This is a genomic window from Bradyrhizobium sp. i1.15.2 (assembly GCF_040548425.1).
In the GTDB taxonomy this organism is placed as follows: Bacteria; Pseudomonadota; Alphaproteobacteria; order Rhizobiales; family Xanthobacteraceae; genus Bradyrhizobium; species Bradyrhizobium canariense.
This window is the reverse complement of record NZ_JBEPRQ010000021.1, coordinates 23002-40964: the sequence shown is the minus strand read 5'-3', so window position 1 is coordinate 40964 and position 17963 is coordinate 23002. Positions and strand designations below refer to the sequence as shown.

23 protein-coding genes are annotated in these 17963 nt (G+C 64.1%); 10 read left to right on the top strand and 13 right to left on the bottom strand.

The features are described 5' to 3' along the window. Positions 1-42 precede the first annotated feature (42 nt). Positions 43-252 (top strand): hypothetical protein, encoded by a 210-nt coding sequence (locus ABIB80_RS28685; RefSeq protein WP_007598821.1) that lies wholly within the window; start codon positions 43-45, stop codon positions 250-252. A 54-nt stretch (positions 253-306) separates the two neighbouring features. On the opposite strand, the gene ABIB80_RS28680 is transcribed toward ABIB80_RS28685, so the two are convergent. From ABIB80_RS28680 to ABIB80_RS28670, 3 genes are all read right to left on the bottom strand, one after another. Continuing rightward, positions 307-867: a hypothetical protein gene (locus tag ABIB80_RS28680; protein WP_219681829.1), complete on the bottom strand. Its 561-nt coding sequence runs from the start codon at positions 865-867 to the stop codon at positions 307-309. Between the two features lie 152 nt (positions 868-1019). After that, positions 1020-1280, bottom strand: coding sequence for a hypothetical protein (locus ABIB80_RS28675; RefSeq protein WP_007598817.1), 261 nt, complete (start codon positions 1278-1280; stop codon positions 1020-1022). Between the two features lie 41 nt (positions 1281-1321). After that, positions 1322-1603 (bottom strand): hypothetical protein, encoded by a 282-nt coding sequence (locus ABIB80_RS28670; protein ID WP_035993898.1) that lies wholly within the window; start codon positions 1601-1603, stop codon positions 1322-1324. A 155-nt stretch (positions 1604-1758) separates the two neighbouring features. Here ABIB80_RS28670 and ABIB80_RS28665 point away from each other — a divergent pair, with 155 nt between their 5' ends. From ABIB80_RS28665 to ABIB80_RS28650, 4 genes are all read left to right on the top strand, one after another. Next, positions 1759-2160, top strand: coding sequence for a metallopeptidase family protein (locus ABIB80_RS28665; protein WP_007598813.1), 402 nt, complete (start codon positions 1759-1761; stop codon positions 2158-2160). An 89-nt stretch (positions 2161-2249) separates the two neighbouring features. Next, entirely contained in the window at positions 2250-2855 is a 606-nt protein-coding gene (gene leuD / locus ABIB80_RS28660; protein WP_007598811.1) for a 3-isopropylmalate dehydratase small subunit, read from the top strand. An 81-nt stretch (positions 2856-2936) separates the two neighbouring features. Continuing rightward, on the top strand, positions 2937-3722 hold the full coding sequence (locus tag ABIB80_RS28655; RefSeq protein ID WP_007598809.1) for a glycosyltransferase family 32 protein: 786 nt from the start codon (positions 2937-2939) through the stop codon (positions 3720-3722). 359 nt (positions 3723-4081) lie between these two features. Then, the gene (locus tag ABIB80_RS28650; RefSeq protein WP_007598804.1) at positions 4082-4501 is read left to right on the top strand and encodes a hypothetical protein; all 420 of its coding nucleotides are present in this window, start codon (positions 4082-4084) and stop codon (positions 4499-4501) included. A 9-nt stretch (positions 4502-4510) separates the two neighbouring features. On the opposite strand, the gene ABIB80_RS28645 is transcribed toward ABIB80_RS28650, so the two are convergent. Together ABIB80_RS28645 and ABIB80_RS28640 are read right to left on the bottom strand one after the other, a co-directional pair. Further along, positions 4511-5284 carry an N-acyl homoserine lactonase family protein gene (locus ABIB80_RS28645; protein ID WP_354128856.1) on the bottom strand — a complete coding sequence of 258 codons (774 nt, stop codon included), beginning with the start codon at positions 5282-5284 and terminating at the stop codon, positions 4511-4513. Between the two features lie 11 nt (positions 5285-5295). Beyond that, positions 5296-6189: an AraC family transcriptional regulator gene (locus ABIB80_RS28640; RefSeq protein ID WP_354128855.1), complete on the bottom strand. Its 894-nt coding sequence runs from the start codon at positions 6187-6189 to the stop codon at positions 5296-5298. A 191-nt stretch (positions 6190-6380) separates the two neighbouring features. On the opposite strand from ABIB80_RS28640, the gene ABIB80_RS28635 reads away from it, so the two are divergent. After that, positions 6381-7136: an SDR family oxidoreductase gene (locus tag ABIB80_RS28635; RefSeq protein WP_007598801.1), complete on the top strand. Its 756-nt coding sequence runs from the start codon at positions 6381-6383 to the stop codon at positions 7134-7136. A gap of 119 nt (positions 7137-7255) precedes the next feature. On the opposite strand, the gene ABIB80_RS28630 is transcribed toward ABIB80_RS28635, so the two are convergent. Next, positions 7256-7606, bottom strand: a complete 351-nt coding sequence (locus ABIB80_RS28630; protein ID WP_007598800.1) for a VOC family protein — start codon at positions 7604-7606, stop codon at positions 7256-7258. A gap of 32 nt (positions 7607-7638) precedes the next feature. Further along, positions 7639-8520 carry an HpcH/HpaI aldolase/citrate lyase family protein gene (locus tag ABIB80_RS28625; protein ID WP_007598799.1) on the bottom strand — a complete coding sequence of 294 codons (882 nt, stop codon included), beginning with the start codon at positions 8518-8520 and terminating at the stop codon, positions 7639-7641. 111 nt (positions 8521-8631) lie between these two features. Here ABIB80_RS28625 and ABIB80_RS28620 point away from each other — a divergent pair, with 111 nt between their 5' ends. After that, complete coding sequence (locus tag ABIB80_RS28620; RefSeq protein ID WP_007598798.1) at positions 8632-9276, top strand: carbonic anhydrase; 645 nt, start codon at positions 8632-8634, stop codon at positions 9274-9276. A gap of 114 nt (positions 9277-9390) precedes the next feature. On the opposite strand, the gene ABIB80_RS28615 is transcribed toward ABIB80_RS28620, so the two are convergent. Continuing rightward, positions 9391-10425, bottom strand: coding sequence for an aspartate-semialdehyde dehydrogenase (locus tag ABIB80_RS28615; protein ID WP_007598796.1), 1035 nt, complete (start codon positions 10423-10425; stop codon positions 9391-9393). Positions 10426-10541: 116 nt separating this feature from the next. On the opposite strand from ABIB80_RS28615, the gene ABIB80_RS28610 reads away from it, so the two are divergent. Both ABIB80_RS28610 and ABIB80_RS28605 read left to right on the top strand, forming a co-directional pair. Then, positions 10542-11342: a hypothetical protein gene (locus ABIB80_RS28610; RefSeq protein WP_007598794.1), complete on the top strand. Its 801-nt coding sequence runs from the start codon at positions 10542-10544 to the stop codon at positions 11340-11342. Between the two features lie 156 nt (positions 11343-11498). Further along, positions 11499-11885, top strand: coding sequence for a hypothetical protein (locus ABIB80_RS28605; RefSeq protein WP_027566362.1), 387 nt, complete (start codon positions 11499-11501; stop codon positions 11883-11885). Between the two features lie 176 nt (positions 11886-12061). On the opposite strand, the gene leuB is transcribed toward ABIB80_RS28605, so the two are convergent. Continuing rightward, the gene (leuB, locus tag ABIB80_RS28600) at positions 12062-13174 is read right to left on the bottom strand and encodes a 3-isopropylmalate dehydrogenase (protein ID WP_007598790.1); all 1113 of its coding nucleotides are present in this window, start codon (positions 13172-13174) and stop codon (positions 12062-12064) included. 131 nt (positions 13175-13305) lie between these two features. On the opposite strand from leuB, the gene ABIB80_RS28595 reads away from it, so the two are divergent. Next, the gene (locus ABIB80_RS28595; protein ID WP_007598789.1) at positions 13306-14508 is read left to right on the top strand and encodes a YbfB/YjiJ family MFS transporter; all 1203 of its coding nucleotides are present in this window, start codon (positions 13306-13308) and stop codon (positions 14506-14508) included. Positions 14509-14631: 123 nt separating this feature from the next. Here the strand turns inward: ABIB80_RS28595 and ABIB80_RS28590 are convergent, their stop codons facing one another. The 4 genes from ABIB80_RS28590 to ABIB80_RS28575 all read right to left on the bottom strand — a co-directional run bounded on the left by ABIB80_RS28590 (position 14632) and on the right by ABIB80_RS28575 (position 17857). Further along, complete coding sequence (locus tag ABIB80_RS28590) at positions 14632-15414, bottom strand: molybdopterin-dependent oxidoreductase (protein ID WP_007598788.1); 783 nt, start codon at positions 15412-15414, stop codon at positions 14632-14634. 15 nt (positions 15415-15429) lie between these two features. Further along, positions 15430-16059, bottom strand: coding sequence for a cytochrome b/b6 domain-containing protein (locus tag ABIB80_RS28585; RefSeq protein WP_007598786.1), 630 nt, complete (start codon positions 16057-16059; stop codon positions 15430-15432). A 182-nt stretch (positions 16060-16241) separates the two neighbouring features. Beyond that, entirely contained in the window at positions 16242-16796 is a 555-nt protein-coding gene (locus tag ABIB80_RS28580; protein ID WP_007598785.1) for a fasciclin domain-containing protein, read from the bottom strand. A 299-nt stretch (positions 16797-17095) separates the two neighbouring features. After that, positions 17096-17857, bottom strand: coding sequence for an SDR family oxidoreductase (locus ABIB80_RS28575; RefSeq protein ID WP_007598784.1), 762 nt, complete (start codon positions 17855-17857; stop codon positions 17096-17098). Between the last annotated feature and the right edge of the window lie 106 nt (positions 17858-17963).

The following is a 17963-nucleotide window of genomic DNA, read 5'->3' as shown; positions in this document are numbered from 1 at the left end:
CGACACTGCGTCCTCGCGAACATTTCGCGAGGACACGAGCTCATGGCCAGCAAGCCTGAATATGTCGATCTGATCAGCGCGGCGACGCCCCAGCACCGGCGGCGCGCGGCACCGCTGCGCATGGTCGCCAAGCCCGAGGTCGAGGAGACCTCGAAGCTCAGCCGCTGGCCGCCGGCGATGTTCAAGCAATGGAAGATCGAGAACCTGACGCGATGGACGTCGGCGTCGTGGAAACTGAAGGATTGGCTTTAAGCCACCGGATGAACAAAGGGCGCCGTCGAGGCGCCCTTTTCATTTCGATCGTGCTTACCAATAGCGGTACGGATGGTGCCAGCGATGCCAGCGGCAGACGCGGCGCGGGCCGTAATAGGTCCAGATGACCCGGCATCGGCGCGGATGGCTGTAATAGGGATAGTAGCCGCCGTAATAGCGCCGATGAAAATGGCGATAGCCGTAATGCGGGCGATAGATGCCGTAGCGGTGGAATCCACCTCCGCCATAGTGGCGAACTCCGCCGTAGCGATAGCCGCCGCCATGAAACGCGGGCGCGGCGCGGAAGCCACCAGCATGGAAACCACCGCCGCGGAAGCCACCGATATGTCCTCCGCCACCGTGGAAGCCGCCTCCACCGTGGAAACCGCCGCCGCCATGAAAGCCGCCGCCACCATGCCCACCGCCGCCACCGCCGCCGTGGCGAACCGGGATCACATCGTCACTTGCGGCCTTCGCCACAGGCAACGCCGTCGGATTGATTGGAGTCATCGCCTCAGCACGACGCGTCGTTCCGGCCGACAGCATCAGCGTCGCGGCGGCCGCAATGCCGAGCAAGCGCATCGGGCTTGCCCTGAGACCCAATATTCTCAGCATCGACTTCTCCCTGAATCTGGACAGCGGAGTTGCGACGCTCGCTCCCGGCGTGCGTCATCCCTGTTCATTGGCGGTCGCTCCCAAGATTAAATTAGGGACAGCGACGTGAATGCCTCATGAATGAACGACGGGCGCAGCATCGCGCCGCGAGGTCACCGCCACGGCCCGAAGCCGAGCACGAACGGTGCGGGCACGCCGTAGGGATAAGGACGGTAGTAGACCGGCCGCGCGTAGTAATGCGGATCACGACGCGGGGCGTATCGCACGACGTCGGACCGCACATGTCGGCGCCCGTCGAACACCGCGCGCCCGGCCGACGCATCGGGCAGCTTCGTCACCCTGTGCGCAGCGGACGCGTGAGACAGGCCTGCGGCAAGCCCGACGCCAACCGCCAATGCGAACCATCTCGTCATGACGACCTCCGCCTCAGCGCGCGACGGGCACGGCGTTCGTATCAGCCCCGGCGCCAGTAGCAGCTCATATGCGGCACGATCACCGTGCCGCTGGGGCGAAATTCCTGCACATAGGTGGCGTTGCACTCGCGGACCGCATCGGGACCGGGATTGTAACGGGGATAGACGCCATCCGGACTGTAATAGGGCGTGACGCGCAGGCGCGCCGGGGGCCGCTTGCGCGGCGGCGGCAGATCGTCTCGCGAGGCCGCCTGGGCCAGCCTGATCCCGGGAGCCGCGGTCTGGGCCTCCGCGCCAACGCAAAACTGCGAAAACAACCCCATGCACAGTAGCGTCAGCGCTGTTTTCGCTCGCATTTTTCCGCCCATCTGAACGTCCACTTCGAGGCCCTAGGCTCCCCGTTTTGACGGCGCCCGTCAACCTCGCCGCGCTTATAAAGCCGGATGCATCGCCGCGAAACCCACGCTATGAGAAGCCCATGTGGACGGAATTGAAAGCACCCTCGCTGGCCGAGATGGAAGCGATGGCGCATGAAGTGTTCGAACGCCTGCCGGCGGAGTTTCGTAGGCTGTGCGAGGGCGTGATCATCCGCGTCGACGACTTCCCCACCGAGGAAGTCCTGGACGAGATGGCATGCGAGAGCGAGTTCGACCTGCTCGGCCTGTTCCAGGGCGTCGGCCTGCCGCAGCAGAGTTTTGGCGACGTGGCGCGGCTGCCCAACATGGTGTGGCTCTACCGCCGGCCGATCCTGGATTACTGGGCCGAGCACGACGAAAGCCTCGGCCATATCGTTCGCCACGTCCTGATCCACGAGATCGGCCATCATTTCGGCCTGTCGGACGACGATATGGCCGCGATCGAGGCTCAAGAGCCCGGTTAGGCAGACGAGATCTGCCGAATTCGGCCTAGGATTTCCGCCCCGATCGCGATAAATACCGGTTCCCTAGACCACCCCGGGAAAGCGCAACCATGGACAAGTTCACCACGCTGGAAGGCGTCGCGGCGCCGCTGAAGATCATCAATGTCGATACCGACATGATCATTCCGAAGCAGTACCTCAAGACCATCAAGCGCACCGGCCTTGGCAAGGGGCTCTTCTCCGAGCAGCGCTACAAGGACGACGGCAGCGAGAATCCCGATTTCGTCCTCAACCAGCCCGCCTATCGCAATGCGAAGGTGCTGGTCGCCGGCGACAATTTCGGCTGCGGCTCGAGCCGCGAGCATGCGCCCTGGGCGCTGCTCGACTTCGGCATCCGCTGCGTGATCTCGACCTCGTTCGGCGACATCTTCTACAACAACTGCTTCAAGAACGGCATTCTGCCGATCCGCGTGGCCCAGGAAGACCTCGACAAGCTGTTCGACGACGCCGAGCGCGGCGCCAACGCGACGTTGACGATCGATCTGCCGAACCAGGAGATTCGCGGCCCCGACGGCGGCATGGTCAAGTTCGAGATCGACCCGTTCCGCAAGCACTGCCTGATCAACGGCCTCGACGACATCGGCCTGACGATGGAGAAGAAGGCCTCGATCGATACCTATGAGGAGAAGCTCAAGCGCGAACGCGCCTGGGCCTGATCTCAAGTTTTTGTTTGAGCCCCGGTGCTGACAGCGCCGGGGCTTTTTCTTTGCCAGCGTTGTCCTCTATAGCTTGCGCCCATGTTGCCTGACATCGTCACCTTCTGGCACGGCCCAATGGACGCCCTGCGCCAGACCTGTCTGCGCTCGCAGCTGGCTGCCGGCCACAAGGTCACGGTCTACAGTTTCGACACCATTCCCGGCCTGCCCGCAGGCGTCGGCAACGCGGACGCCGAGGCGATCCTGCCGCATGCGTTCTCCGAACGATTGCGACCGCCGCAGCCGGACGGCAGCTGGCGCGACTGGACCACGCTTCAGTTCAGCGACTTCTTCCGCATGAAGCTGATGGCGAAGGGCCTCGGCCTCTGGCTCGACGCCGACGTGCTGCTGCTGAGGCCCGTCGAGATCGATCCGGCAAAGCCCTACTTCGCGTGGGAGCGTCCGCGCCAGCTCGGCAATTCCGTGATTTACCTTCCGCCCCGGCACGGCATCGTTGCCGCCTTCGAAGAGCTGATGGAGCAGGAGGAGCTGACGCCGAACTGGCTGTCGATACGCCATCGCGTCACGTTTGCGATGCGCCGCCTGCGCGGCGGCTCGAACCGCCTCTCCGATATCCGTGTTGCGATCTTCGGCCCGGCGGCACTCACCGCGCTCGCGCGCCGCACCGGCGAGCTGCACTGCGCCTTGCCGAAGCAATCGTTCTACGCCGTGCATGCCGAGCCAAAACTGTTCTTCGATCCCTCGAGCTATCTCGGCCTCGTCACCGACCGCGAGATCATCGGCCTGCACATCTCGCCCAAGGGAAGGGGTGGTGAGAAGCCGATTCCGGGTAGTCTTTATGCATGGGCGACGGAGCGGTTCGGCTAACGCCTGATGGGATGAGACTCGCCCGGCGCCGCGACGGCGGTGCGTTCCCTCCCCCCTTGTGGGGGAGGGCTAGGGAGAGGGGTGGCCCAGGAAGAGGTGCTGGGTATTGGCGATGCATCGGGTGTCGATACTCGACCGAAAGAGTCCCCGTGTGGCACCCCCCTCCCTGCCCCTCCCCCACAAGGGGGGAGGGAACGGAAAGAGCATCGCTGTTTCCTGAACTCGATTCGAGTTGGGCCGATGTGCTTTAGGGGCACGGGATCAGTTTCACCGACACATCCAATTTGATCCAGCGCAACGCGCACCTGCACCATTGTGCCTAATCTCGCTCCAATTCCGCCGTTCGAATGGAGCTTCGCATGAGCACCGCAACCAGGCCTTATCCCATTGTCCAGGACCTCATCGAGTCCTTTGCAGGCTGGCTGAAGCATCGCCGCGAGCTGAACGAGATCCGACAGCTCGACCGCGCCGATTTCGACCGGATCGCGCAAGATCTGCGGATCGCGCCTGACGATCTGGAGGAGCTGGTCCGACACGGCAAGCACTCCGCCGACGAGTTGCCGAAGATGCTGGAGCAGCTCGGCATCAGCGCCGAAGGGCTCGGCCGCGCGCATCCGCTGCTGCTGCGCGACATGGAGCGGGTGTGCGCGCTTTGCAGCCACAAGGGCCAGTGCGATCGCGAGCTGGCCGACGGTACCGCCGTGGAGAACTACCACGGCTTCTGCGCCAATGCCTCGACACTGGAGTCGCTCGATCGCGCGGGCGTCGCGCCGCGGTGACGCGCGCGCTTACACGATCCAGTCTGGCGCGTGAGGCAGCTCGTCGCTCTCAGCCGTATCGTGATTGATCCAGATTTCGGCATTCTCGGAGCGAAGCAGCTCGACCACTTTGGCCATGGATGCGACCGTTGCCTGCGGGTCGGCATTGAAGGACGGCACGCGCATGTGCCGGAGGTTCTCGCGATTGTGCGCGACGTCGCCGCTCAGCAGCACGGCGCCGCGCCTCGGTAGCCTCACCATCAGCGAGCAATGCCCGAGGGTGTGGCCTGGCGTGAAGATCATACGCACCGCGCCGTCGCCAAATACGTCGTGGTCACCATCGACGATCTGGTAAGGCCGCTCTTTCAGGGATCTGTAGTGCTGCAGCGAATAGCCGAACTCTTCGGGCTCCGGTCCGAACATGGCCTCGAATTCAGCCCGCTGAGCGATCCATCTTGCATTTTCGAACAGATCGACATTTCCGATATGATCAAAATGCGCGTGGGAAAGCAGGATCGTGCTGATGTCGCGGGGCCGCACCCCGATTTCGTCCAATTGGTCCGCGATGGGGCGACGCACGACGCCGCGTATGCCATGCGCGATAATGCGTCCTTCCGGATGCTTCGATAGCTCATCCTCGATTCCCGTATCCCAGATCAGCCATTCGCCACGATGACTGACGAGATAGGCATTGCAGCTCAGCGTCATGGGGACGCCGACATTGATGCCCGGAGAATAGATCGACCCGTCCGCGACCTGCGCAATGCCGCCGTCGAGGATGTAGAGTCTGTCAACCGGCGCCATTGGGGAACTCATCAAGCCGCCGATTCAATCCGCCGCTTCGCCTCGCGCATATCGCGCCCAGGCGGCATGCCGAACAGCCGGGAATATTCTCGCGTGAACTGCGTGATGCTTTCGTAGCCGACCTGATGAGCCGCGGTCGCGATCTGCGCACCGTCGGCCAGCATCGCGCGGCGGGCTTCGATCAGGCGAAGCTGTTTCTGAAACTGTAGCGGGGTCAGCGAAGTGACGCTCCGGAAGTGCGCGTGAAATGCCGACGGGCTCATCGCGGCGGCTTTGGCCAACCGATCGACGCGCAACGGCTTGGCATAGCCGGCACGAATGAGCGCAACCGCGCGGCCGATCCGCTGGGCATGGCTATCGGCAATTCCGAGCGCCCTGATGGCCCCGCCGTGGCGGCCGGCCAGCAGCCAATAATGCAGCTCTCGCATCAAATGGCCGCGCAGGATCGGCAAGGCCGAGGGACGGTCGATCAGGCGCAGCAGCCGGAGCGCTGCATCCGCGAGTTCCTGCTCTGTCGGTTCGACCCGCAGCGGCTGCGACGGAATGAACGGGAGCGACCCCATCTCGACCACCAGCCCCTCAATGATGGTGGGGTCGAGCTCGACGACGAGCGAAAGATAGGGCGTGGCCGCCGTCGCGCGCGTGATCTGGCTGACCGTCGGCACATCACTCGCAATCAACAAGGAAGCGCCTGCGCCGAAGTCGAAGGACGTCCGGCCGGTCGCCACACGTTTGGCGCCTTGCAAGACGAGCGCGACCAGAGGCCTGGAGATCGCGTACAGGAGCGCACTCGGCGCGGTCTCGCGGATGATCGAGACGCCGGCGAAGGGCGTGGAGGCGACGCCCCTGTCGTCGGCGTGAGCCGCGGAATAACGACTGGCGATCTGGAGCAGCGTTTCGGTCACGCGCCGATTTTAGGCCGAGCCCGGCGCACAGGCAATCGGCGCCGGCCGTTCAGGCAGAAAATCAGGAGTTTTGGGCAAGTCCGCCGTCGCCGCATCCCGGAGTGTTGGGCAAGGCACTCCGAGGATCCGGCAACACCGGACGATCGATCGCGGGCAAACGGACATCACCGCAACGCTTCGAGGAATTTCCAATGCCCACCATTTCTCTCGTCACCGGCGCCAGCCGCGGCCTTGGCCGCAACACTGCCATCGCCATCGCACATCACGGCGGCGATGTGATCTTGACCTATCGCAACGGGGCCGCCGCAGCACGCGAAGTCGTCGCAGAGATTGAATCGCTGGGGCGCAAGGCCATCGCGCTGGAGCTTGATGTCACCGCCATGTCGAGCTTTCCCGCGTTCTTCATAAAAGTTCGATCCGCGTTGGCGGCGCATTGGCGCGCCGAGAGATTCGATCACCTCGTCAACAATGCCGGTCAGGGCGAGATGGCCGCGATCGCGGAGACGACGGAGCAACAATTCGACGCCCTGTTCGCCACGCACGTCAAAGGACCATTCTTCCTGACGCAGGCCTTGCTACCCTTGCTCGCCGACAAGGGCCGGATCATCAACTTCTCCAGCGGGCTGACGCGCATGTCCTTCCCCGGCTTCTCGGCCTACGCGGCTGCGAAGGGCGCCATCGAGGTTCTGACCGTCTACATGGCCAAGGAATTTGGTGGACGCGGCATCACGGCCAACATCGTCGCGCCGGGCGCAATCGAAACCGATTTTCTCGGCGGCGCGGTTCGGGACATGCCGGATTTGAACAACCAATTTGCGCAGATGACCGCACTGGGCCGCGTCGGTCTGCCCGACGATATCGGACCGATGGTCGCGAGCCTGCTCGGTCCCGACAATCGTTGGGTCACGGCGCAGCGGATCGAGGTGTCCGGCGGCCAGACGATCTGAGCGAGGCGCGATTGGGTTACGAAGCGGGCGCGTCCCCGGCGCGCCCGCTGTGGCCCGCAGCATCGCCTTTTGATTCCCACACGGCTTCTGCGCCAATGCCTCGACCACGGCCGACGGCGTCACTCGTGAGCTAGAATATTGACAAGCCGTCCGAAAGGATCGCGCACGTAGAACCTGCGTACACCCCACGGCTCCGTCGCAGGTCCATACTCCAATGTGACGCCAGCACGCTCCATTCTGCGTAACGCTTCGTCCAGGTCATCGACTTCGATCGAAAGATCCGGCACCGGCGTACCCGAGCCGCCTTCAGTTGCGATGCTCAGTTGAGGGGCCATTTTCGATTGTGCAGCGAATGTCGCGATCCATCCCTGGTCCATGACGATCTCCAGGCCGAGGACGTCCTGGTAGAATCGGCGCGCCAGCGATACGTCGGCCGCGGCGATGTTCGTGACGATGCGTTTCACTCTCATGGCGCCGGCGCTCCGCTTTTTCGGCTAGGCAACTAGCCCTTCCCCATCGCCGCAATCGCGTCCGCGATCTCGATCGTGCGCCGCGCCATGTCGGCGTGCAGGCGCTCCACCATGGCGCCGTCGAGACGGATCGCGCCGCGCGAGACGTTCTCCGGCAATTCGAACGCCGCGATGATCTTTCGCGCGCGCGCGACTTCCTCTTCGGGCGGGGTGAAGATCGCGTTGCAGGCTTCGATCTGCGAGGGGTGAATCAGCGTCTTGCCGTCGAAACCGAGATCGCGCGCTTGCGCGCATTCGGTGGCGAAACCGTCGGAATTGGCGATGTCGCTGTAGGGGCCATCGAGGATTTCGAGGCCATGGGCGCGCGTCGCCAGGATGCAATGGGTGATCATCGGGATCATCGCGGCGCGGCCCGGCAGCATCTTGATGCGCGTCTCGCGCGAGATGTCGTTCGGGCCGAACACGAAGCCTGACAGGCGCCGCGCTGGATCGCGCCCCGCGGCCGCCAGTTCCTCCGCATGCAGCACGGCGCGTGCGGTCTCGATCATGGCCCACACCTTTACGGTCGGCGCCGCGCCGAGTTCGGCGAGACGACGGCCGATCGTGTCGAGGTCCTCGACGCTTGAAACTTTTGGAACCAGGATGCCGTCCGGCGAGGCCTTGGCGGCCATCGCGAAATCGTCGCTCCACCAGGGCGTGTCGAGGCCGTTGGTGCGGATCAGGATCTCGCGCTTGCCGAACCCTTTGGCCGCGATCGCGGCGGCGATGCCGTCGCGCGCCACCGCCTTGGCGTCGGGCGCGACGGAGTCTTCCAGGTCGAGGATCAGGCCGTCGGCGGCGAGATTGCGCGCCTTTTCCAGCGCGCGGGGGTTGGAGCCGGGCATGAACAGATGGCTGCGGCGCGGGCGGGTCATGCAAGCGTTCCTTCCGGTTTCCTCATCTCACTTCCGACCGAAGCCGATAGCATCTGGCCTGCCTATTCGAAAGGCTTGTTCGTCCCAGCGGTATATGATTAGGCATAGACCATGACCACATTCCCAGAGCATTTGCTGGAAGGCTACAAGGCCTTCGCCACCCAGCGGCTGCCGACCGAGCAGACCCGCTACCGCGAGCTGTCGGTGAAGGGGCAGTTCCCCGAAGTGATGGTGATCGGCTGCTGCGATAGCCGCGTTTCTCCCGAAGTGATCTTCGACGTCGGGCCGGGCGAACTCTTCGTCGTCCGCAACATCGCCAATCTGGTGCCGGTGTATCAGCCCGACGGCAACGCGCATGGCGTCTCGGCGGCGCTGGAATATGCCGTGACGGTGCTGAAGGTGAAGCACATCGTGGTGCTCGGGCACGCGCAATGCGGCGGCATCCGCGCCTTCGTCGACAAGATCGAGCCGCTCACGCCGGGCGACTTCATCGGCAAATGGATGCAGATGTTCATCAAGCCGGGCGAAGTGGTGGAGCAGCGCGACCACGAGACCATGGCGCAATTCGTCGAGCGCATCGAAAAGGCCGCGGTGTTCCGCAGCCTGGAAAACCTGATGACCTTCCCGTTCGTGCAGAAGGCGGTCGAGAGCGGCCAGATGCAGACCCACGGCGCCTATTTCGGCGTCGCGGAGGGATCGCTGTTCGTGCTGGACAAGGCGGCGAAGGAATTCAGGAACGCGCGCGAGGTGGCCTAGGTCCCCAGCTCTTGTAGGGTGGGCAAAGCGTAGCGTGCCCACCGCTTCTATCGCGATCGTGGAGAGATGGTGGGCACGGCGCTCCGCGCCTTTGCCCACCCTACGGCAGCGGAGCTACGCCGCCTTCTTCTTCGCGCTGATCAGCTTGCGGTTGATCAGGACTTCCGCGATCTGGATCGCGTTGAGCGCAGCGCCCTTGCGTAGATTATCCGAGACGCACCACAGCACGAGACCGTTCTCCACCGTCGCGTCCTCGCGGATGCGGCTGATATAGGTGGCGTCCTCGCCGGCGGCTTCATACGGCGTGGCGTAGCCGCCGGGCTCATGCTTGTCGATGACGAGGCAGCCCGGCGCCTTGCGCAGGATGTCGCGCGCTTCGTCGGCGCTGATCGGGTTCTCGAACTCGATGTTGACGGCTTCGGAATGGCCGACGAAAACAGGCACGCGCACGCAGGTCGCGGAGAGCTTGATCTTGGGATCAAGAATCTTCTTGGTCTCCGCCATCATCTTCCACTCTTCCTTGGTGTAGCCGTCCTCCATGAAGACGTCGATCTGGGGAATGACGTTGAAGGCGATGCGCGCGGGAAACTTGTTATTGACCAGCTCCTGGTTGGTGTAGACGGCCTTGGTCTGGGAGAACAATTCGTCCATCGCGTCCTTGCCGGCGCCCGACACCGATTGATAGGTCGAGACCACGACGCGCTTGATCGTCGCCTTGTCGTGCAGGGGCTTAAGCGCGACCACGAGCTGCGCGGTCGAGCAGTTCGGGTTGGCGATGATGTTCTTCTTCTTGAAGCCGGCGGTCGCGTCCGCATTCACTTCCGGCACGATCAACGGAACGTCCGGGTCCATGCGCCAGGCCGAGGAATTGTCGATCACGACCGTGCCGGCGGCGCCGATCTTCGGCGACCATTCCTTCGACACCTCGCCGCCGGCCGACATCAGGCAGATGTCGACGTCGGAGAAGTCGTAATGCTCGAGCGCTTTGACCTTCAGGGTGCGGTCGCCGTAGGAGACCTCGACGCCCATGCTGCGGCGTGACGCCAGGGCCACCACCTCGTCCGCGGGGAATTTGCGCTCATCCAGAATGTTGAGCATTTCCCGTCCGACATTGCCGGTCGCGCCGACGACTGCGACTTTGTAACCCATCGTTCACTCTCCGACGAAAAAGCTCTTTCCTGAAGCTGAGGCTTAAACAGGAAGAGCAGCGCTTCTATGCGAGAACCGGCCTCAAGACAACGTTGGACCATGCCTTAGGGACGTGGATGCAGTCGCCTGAGGCCAGCACGGCCACAAACCCCACCCAGATCCATCTGGCGCTTGCAGCCTTCGCCGACGAGGTCGTCGGCACGCTGGCGCGCCTGTTCGCCTATGTGGGGGCTTTGGTGCTGTTTGCCATCCTCGGGCTTGCGGCACTCGGCCAGCTGCCAAACTTGCGCGACGACGAGCCGGCGTTGAAGCCGGGCTGGAGCGTGGCCGACCGCTCGCCTCAGGGTTTCGCCCTTAGCCGGCTGGATTCGTCAGAAAAAACAGCTTCTTACGCCATCTTCAGGCACCTCGAAGGCGGCCGCAGGGACGTGATGCGCTGGGCCAGCGAGGCGGACAAGCCCATAGCCGAACTCATGGCCGAGCTCGAGATCTACCGGGAAGGCGGCGAATTCGACGTGGCGCGCCCGGCAACTCTGGATCTGGCCGCCCGGATGGGACTGGGCACCGCGACCCCGCTGGAGCAAGCCGGCCTGATCGACACGAAGTTCGGCCCCGTTGCCCTGTTCCAGCCGACCGGCACGACGGAGGGCGCGCGGGCCTGCCTCGGCTACCTCAAGCGCAGCGAGGAGCCGGCGCTCCAGATCTCCGGATTTTCCTGCCAGGGCGACAGCCTGCCCGCCCGGCGCGCGGCGATCGCCTGCACGCTGAACCGGCTGACGCTGCTGACCTCGGGCAACGAGCCGAAGCTGGCCGAATTGTTCGCCCATGCGGAGCTGAAGCGCCGCCCCTGCGCGCTCCCGGGCTCGTCGGACTGGCTGCTCGGCGCCGCCAATGCGCAATTGCGCGGCGCGCTCTGACCGGCATCAAGCTCAAGTGGCTGTATCCATGCAACTTTTGCCGGCGCGCACGATTATTCAGCGCTGGTGTGACCCAATAGACCTAGTTGCAGACGCCCCGGCCGGGTTAGTATGAGGGTGAAATTGATTGGCGGCTTGCCGCCTGAAGGGGACGTGATGAGCTCGAATTTCTCTGCCGCGAACAAACTGGCGATGTGGCTTGCGGCCGGCGCCGTGATTGCCATGTCCTCAGCCTTCGCGACACCCGCCTCGGCCGACACCAAGAAGCAGCGCTATGACAGCGGCCGTCACTATTACGGCCCCAGCGGCCCCAATGCGAGCTATCAGCAGGGCCGCACCCGCATCTATGTGAGCAAGCGCTCCTGGCTCGACGGCGGCACCGAGGTCAATCCGGGCGACCGCAAGTTCTCCGACTACGCCTTCCCGCCGGCGGTGGGCTACCCGACCTTCGCACGCGAAAATCTCAACCGCCCGATCGATCGCCAGCCGCTGAGCACGCCGCAGGATGTTGGCGGCTATCCGCAGAATTTCCCGCTGTACTGAGGCGGACATATCGACCGAATCAAAATGGCCGGGCTCGCGCCCGGCCATTTTTGTTTTGATGAGACCTTGTAGGGTGGGCAAAGGCGCGAAGCGCCGTGCCCACCATCTCTCGGCAATGCCGATCAGAATGGCGGGCACGCTTCGCTTTGCCCACCCTACAAACACTGCGGTCGCCGTCAGGCGTGCAGCTTCTGCAATTCCTTCAGGATCGCTTCGCCCATCTGCGTGGTCGAGGCGGCAATGGTGCCTTCCGACTTGATGTCGGCGGTGCGCAGGCCGTTGGCCAGCACCGCGGCGATCGCGGCGTCGACCTTGTCGGCGAGATCGCCCATGTCGAAGGAATAGCGCAGCGCCATGCCGAACGACGAGATCATCGCGATCGGATTGGCGAGGCCCTGGCCTGCGATATCAGGCGCCGAGCCGTGCACGGGCTCGTACAGCGCCTTGCGCTTCTTGCTCTTGACGTCGACCTCGCCGAGCGAGGCCGAGGGCAGCATGCCGAGCGATCCCGTCAGCATCGCAGCGATGTCGGACAGCATGTCGCCGAACAGATTGTCGGTGACGATGACGTCGAACTGCTTCGGCCATTTCACCAGCATCATGCCGCCGGAATCGGCGAGCTGGTGCTCGAGCGTGACGTCGGGATATTCGCGCTTGTGGACCTGGGTCATGACCTCGTTCCAGAGCACGCCCGACTTCATGACGTTGCGCTTCTCCATCGACGTCACCTTGTTCTTGCGCTTCTTCGCAAGCTCGAAGGCGACGCGGCCGATGCGCTCGATTTCATAGGTGTCGTAGACCTGGGTATCGATGGCGCGCTTCTGGCCGTTGCCGAGGTCGGTGATGGTCTTGGGCTCGCCGAAATAGACGCCGCCGGTGAGCTCGCGCACGATCATGATGTCGAGGCCCTCGACCGCCTCGCGCTTCAGGCTGGAGGCCTCCGCCAGCGCCGGGTAGCAGACCGCCGGGCGCAGGTTGGCGAACAGACCGAGATCCTTGCGCAGGCGCAGCAGGCCGGCTTCGGGGCGGACTTCGTAAGGCACCGCGTCCCATTTGGGACCGCCGACCGCGCCGAAGATGATCGCGTCGGCGTCCTTGGCCTTGGCCATGTCGCCTTCCGAGATCGACACCTTGTGCGCGTCATAGGCCGAACCGCCGACGAGGCCGGTGTCGGTCTCGAACTTGGCGATGCCCGCCGAATTGAGCCAGTCGATCAGCCGCTTCACCTCGCCCATCACCTCGGGGCCGATACCGTCGCCGGGAAGCAGCAGCAGTTTGTGGGTCGCCATGGTCGTTTCCTCTGAGGCCGATTTCGGCCGGAGTGCTAGAGCGGCGATGCGTGCTTGGCAAGACACCATTGCCGCCTCGCGGCTGTGCAAGGCGGGCAGGGCCTGCCACACTGCGCATGCCGGAGTACCCCTTGCACGCACCTGACCGCCCTCCACCCGATGCCCACCCCGCACGGTTGATCCTGACCCTGTCGCTGGCCGCGACGGTTGGGCTGGGTATCGGCCGCTTCGCCTATTCGCTGGTGCTGCCCGACATGCGGGAGGACCTCGGCTGGTCCTACTCGGCGGCCGGTTTCATGAACACCATCAACGCCGTCGGCTATCTCGCGGGCGCGCTTGTGGCGTCCCGGCTGATCCAGCGCGTCGGCTGGTCGGCCGCGATCCGCGGCGGAACCCTGGCCTGCGTCGCCGCGCTCGCGACTTGCGCGCTGACCGGGAATTTCGTCGCGCTGAGCCTGGCCCGTCTCGTGCTGGGCGTGGGCGCCGCGGCCGGCTTCGTCGCCGGCGGTGCGCTGGCCGCTTCCATCGCGCAGTCGCGCCCGGAGCGGGCCAATTTCCTGCTGAGCCTGTTCTATGCCGGGCCCGGCATCGGCATTCTCGCCTCGGGCCTGATCGCCCCGTTCACGCTGCAATATTTCGGGCCGGGCTCGTGGTGGATAGTGTGGTGGGCGATGACCCTGCTGTCCGTCGTCATGACCGTGCCGCTGTTCCTGGTCCGCATCGAGAGCGGCGTGCGGTTCTCGCAAGGCAGCCACGGCGCCTTCGCGATTCTTCCCGTGCTGATCTATCTCGCCGGCTACTTCCTGTTTGGCGCGGGCTACATCGCCTACATGACTTTCATGATCGCCTATGTGCGCGACGGCGGCGGCGGGGCCGCGGCGCAGGCCGCGTTCTGGAGCCTGATCGGCTTGAGCGCCTTCGTCACGCCGTGGGCCTGGCGCCGCGTGCTCGCGCTCGATCGCGGCGGGCTGGCCACCGCCATCATCCTCGGCACCAACGCGCTCGGCGCCGCCCTGCCAATGCTCGGGCATTCGCCGGCATGGCTCGCGGTCTCCGCGATCGTGTTCGGCGTCGCGTTCTTCGCCGTGGTCGGTTCGACCACCGCCTTCGTGCGCTTCAACTACCCACCCGAGGTGTGGCCGACCGCGATCGCGGCGATGACGATCTCGTTCGGCGTCGGCCAGACGCTCGGCCCGATCGTGGTCGGCGCCATCACGGACGCGCTGGGGAGCTTGAGTTACGCGCTGAATGTCTCGGCGGCGCTGCTGGCGTTGGGCGCGGTGGCGGCGCTGTGCCAGCGGAAGGTGGGGCCGGCCAAAAAAACGGTGCCGTAGGGTGGGTTAGCCGAAGGCGTAACCCACCACTTCTGTCGTCGCGGAAGCCAAAGAGGTGGGTTACGCCGAGCAGATGCGCTTCGCGCATCTGCAGGGCTAACCCACCCTACGGCAGCGGCGCGCCTAGCTCCCACTAAACGAATTATATCCCTGGTCTTCCCAATAGCCGCCCTTGTAGTCGTTGGTGACTTCCATCGACACCACGTATTTCGGGTTCTTGAAGCCAAGCTTGGTCGGCACGCGGATCTTCATTGGAAACCCATACGCGCGCGGCAGGATTTCGCCTGCGTATTTGAACGTCATCTGGGTCTGCGGATGCAGCGCGGTGCGCATGTCGAGCGGGGAATTGTAGCCGTCCTTGTCGGCGCACTGGAACCAGACGTATTTGGCGCGCGTGTCGGCGCCGATCAGCTTGAGGAAGTCGCGCATCGGCGTGCCGGTCCAGCTGCCGATCGCGCTCCAGCCCTCGACGCAGATGTGACGGGTGATCTGCGTGACCTGCGGCAGCTTGTACAATTCCGGAAGCGTCCAGGATTTCTTGTTGTCCACGAGGCCGCGGACCTCGAGCTTCCAGTCGTCGCCATTGACCTCGGGCGCGTCGTCGAGATCGTAATAGGCGTTGAACGGGAAAGGTTTTGTGATCGCGCTCTCCGCAAACGTCGGCGCCAGCGCGTCGGGATTGAAGATGAAGGCCTGCACGGCATCGTTGAATTTCGAAACCGACTTCAGCATCTCCTCAGCGGAGGACGAGTCGATCACGTCGCAGCCGGTGAGCAGCGTCAACGCGCCGAGGCTGGCGCCGCCCGCGATGAAGCGGCGGCGGCTGACCTCTGGCATCGTCTTGATGGAGTCCTTGATCAGCAGCCGCTTGTCGACGCCGGGGATCAGGAATGAGCGCTTGGCCATGACTCTCTCTCCGCTCTAGCGACCGATGATCATCGCACGCAGGCTCTTCGGCACCAGCAGCGCGAGTAAAACGTGAATGACGAGGAACGCGCAGATCGCGGCCATGCAGAAGAAATGGATGTAGCGCGCGGTCGGATAGTCGCCGAACAGGGACACCAGCCAGTGCAGCTGCACCGGCTTCCACATTCCCAGCCCCGACAGCACGATGATCACGCCGACCAGGATGATACCGGCATAGAGCGTCCGCTGCACGTAATTGTAGACGGTGAGGTCGGCATGGCCGAGCTTGAAGGTCAGGGCAGCCCTGACATCGTGGAGCACGCCGGACGGCGTGATCGGCAGCAGTTTCTTGCGGAAACGGCCGGTGGCGAAGCCCGTGACGAGATAGGCAAGGCCGTTGATCATCAAGAGCCACATCGCCGCAAAGTGCCAGAGCAATCCGCCGCCGAGCCAGCCGCCGAGCGTGTAGTCGCGCGGAAAGCTGAAACCGAACAGCGGCGAGGCGTTGTAGATCTGCCAACCCGACAGGATCATCAGGATCATGGCGAGGGCGTTGATCCAGTGCATGACCCGGACCCAGGCCGGCTGGATCACTTTGGCCGGGGTGGCGCTGACCTGCTCGTCGGTGACAGTGAGGCTCGACATGATGGTTCCGTCCTGAACATCGTCTGACAGCAATTATACGCCGATGCGTCCGCTTTCGTTACGCCCTGCCCGGCATCGAATCGATACCAGCGGGCTATCATGGTCACAATAAAGCGAGCCGGGGACCCCCGGCTCGCCATTTCGTCGCATCCGGTTCGGAGATGAAGCCAGACCGCGCGGTGTCAGGTCGCCGGCATCAGCACGGTATCGACCACATGGATCACGCCGTTGGACTGGTTGACGTTGGAGATCGTCACCATCGAGGTGCCGCCTTTGGCGTCGACGATCCAGACCTTGCCGTCCATCTTCTTCACCGTCAGCTCCTCGCCTTCGGCGGTCTTCATCTTCTTGCCGTCGGTGAGGTCGGACGCCTCGAGCTTGCCGGGCACAACATGGTAGGTGAGGATCTTGGTCAGCGTCGCCTTGTTCTCGGGCTTGACCAGAGTGTCGACGGTACCGGCCGGCAGCTTGCCGAAGGCGGCGTTGGTCGGCGCGAACACCGTGAACGGGCCCTTGCCTTCCAGCGTCGGCACCAGGCCGGCCGCCTTCACCGCCGCCACCAGCGTGGTGTGGTCCTTCGAGTTGACGGCGTTCTGGACGATGTTCTTGGACGGAAACATCGCGGCGCCGCCGACCATGACGGTCTTTTCCTCGGCGCGGGCGGGCGCGACGACGGTCGCGGTGATGGCCAGCGCGCTGAGAGCTGCGGCGGTGAGATAGGCAATGCGCTTCGACATGGAGAGTCTCCCGATTGGATGAGGACCGGCGATTGCCGGCGTTCGAGTGGGCAACAACGGCGGCTGCGACCTGTGAGCGTGAAGCAGCAGCGACGTCGTTGGCTCGAATTACGGGAGGGTTTGCGAAACGGTTTCGAACAAAACTTCTTTGTGATGCGTGAAACTAAGTGCGGGTGTGTTCGTGGGGGGCGTCATTGCGAGGAGCGAAGCGACGAAGCAATCCAGGCTGCCACCGCGGATGCACCGCTGGATTGCTTCGCTTCGCTCGCAATGACGAGCCTCGACGATCTACCTGCCGCTCAATCCCTGTTGTGCGGCGTCTGAATGAATCCGCGATTATGCGTCGGGCTGATCAGCAGTTCATTGATGCACACTCGCGCCGGCATGCTCGCGATGAAGGCGATGGTGCGGCCGAGATCTTCCGATTGCAGCATCCTGGCCTGCTCCTCCTCGCTCGGCACCACCGGGCGCAGCTTCAGGATCGGCGTCGCCACCTCGCCCGGCATCAGGCAACAGGCGCGCAAGCCGTTGACGCATTCGTCCATGTTGAAGGAATGGGTCAGCGCCAGCACCGCATGCTTGGTCGTGGTGTAGGCCGGGCCCGGCATTTTCGAGACGTGGCGGCCGGCCCAGGACGAGACGTTGATGATGGAGCCGTCCTGTTGCTTGCGCATCGTCGGTAGCACCGCGCGCATGCAATAGAGCACGCCGTTGAGATTGACCTGGACCAGCTTATCCCAGCCCTCCAGTTCCATGTCCTTCCAGCTGCGCTTGGGGACATTGATGCCGGCATTGTTGACCAGCAGGTCGATGCGGCCGTGCTTCGCGACGATTTGATCGGCAGCCTTCTGGGCGGCGGCGGCGACCGACACGTCCAGCGCGATGGCCTCGGCGGCGCCGCCCGCCCCGGTGATCTTCGCGACTACGGTATCCAGGGCGTCCTTGCGCCGGCCCGAGACCACCACCGTCCAGCCGTCAGCCGCCAGCGCCTCGGCGCCGGCCTCCCCGATCCCACTGCCCCCGCCTGTCACCCAGGCCACGCGTTTCCCGTTTTTGGTCATGCAAACTGTCTCCGTTGCTTCATCGGGGCGGTTTTTGCTAATCCAGCCCTCGGTTTTGACCGGCCTTGTCTGACGAGCCTTGTGGTCAAGCCTTGCGGTCGAGGAA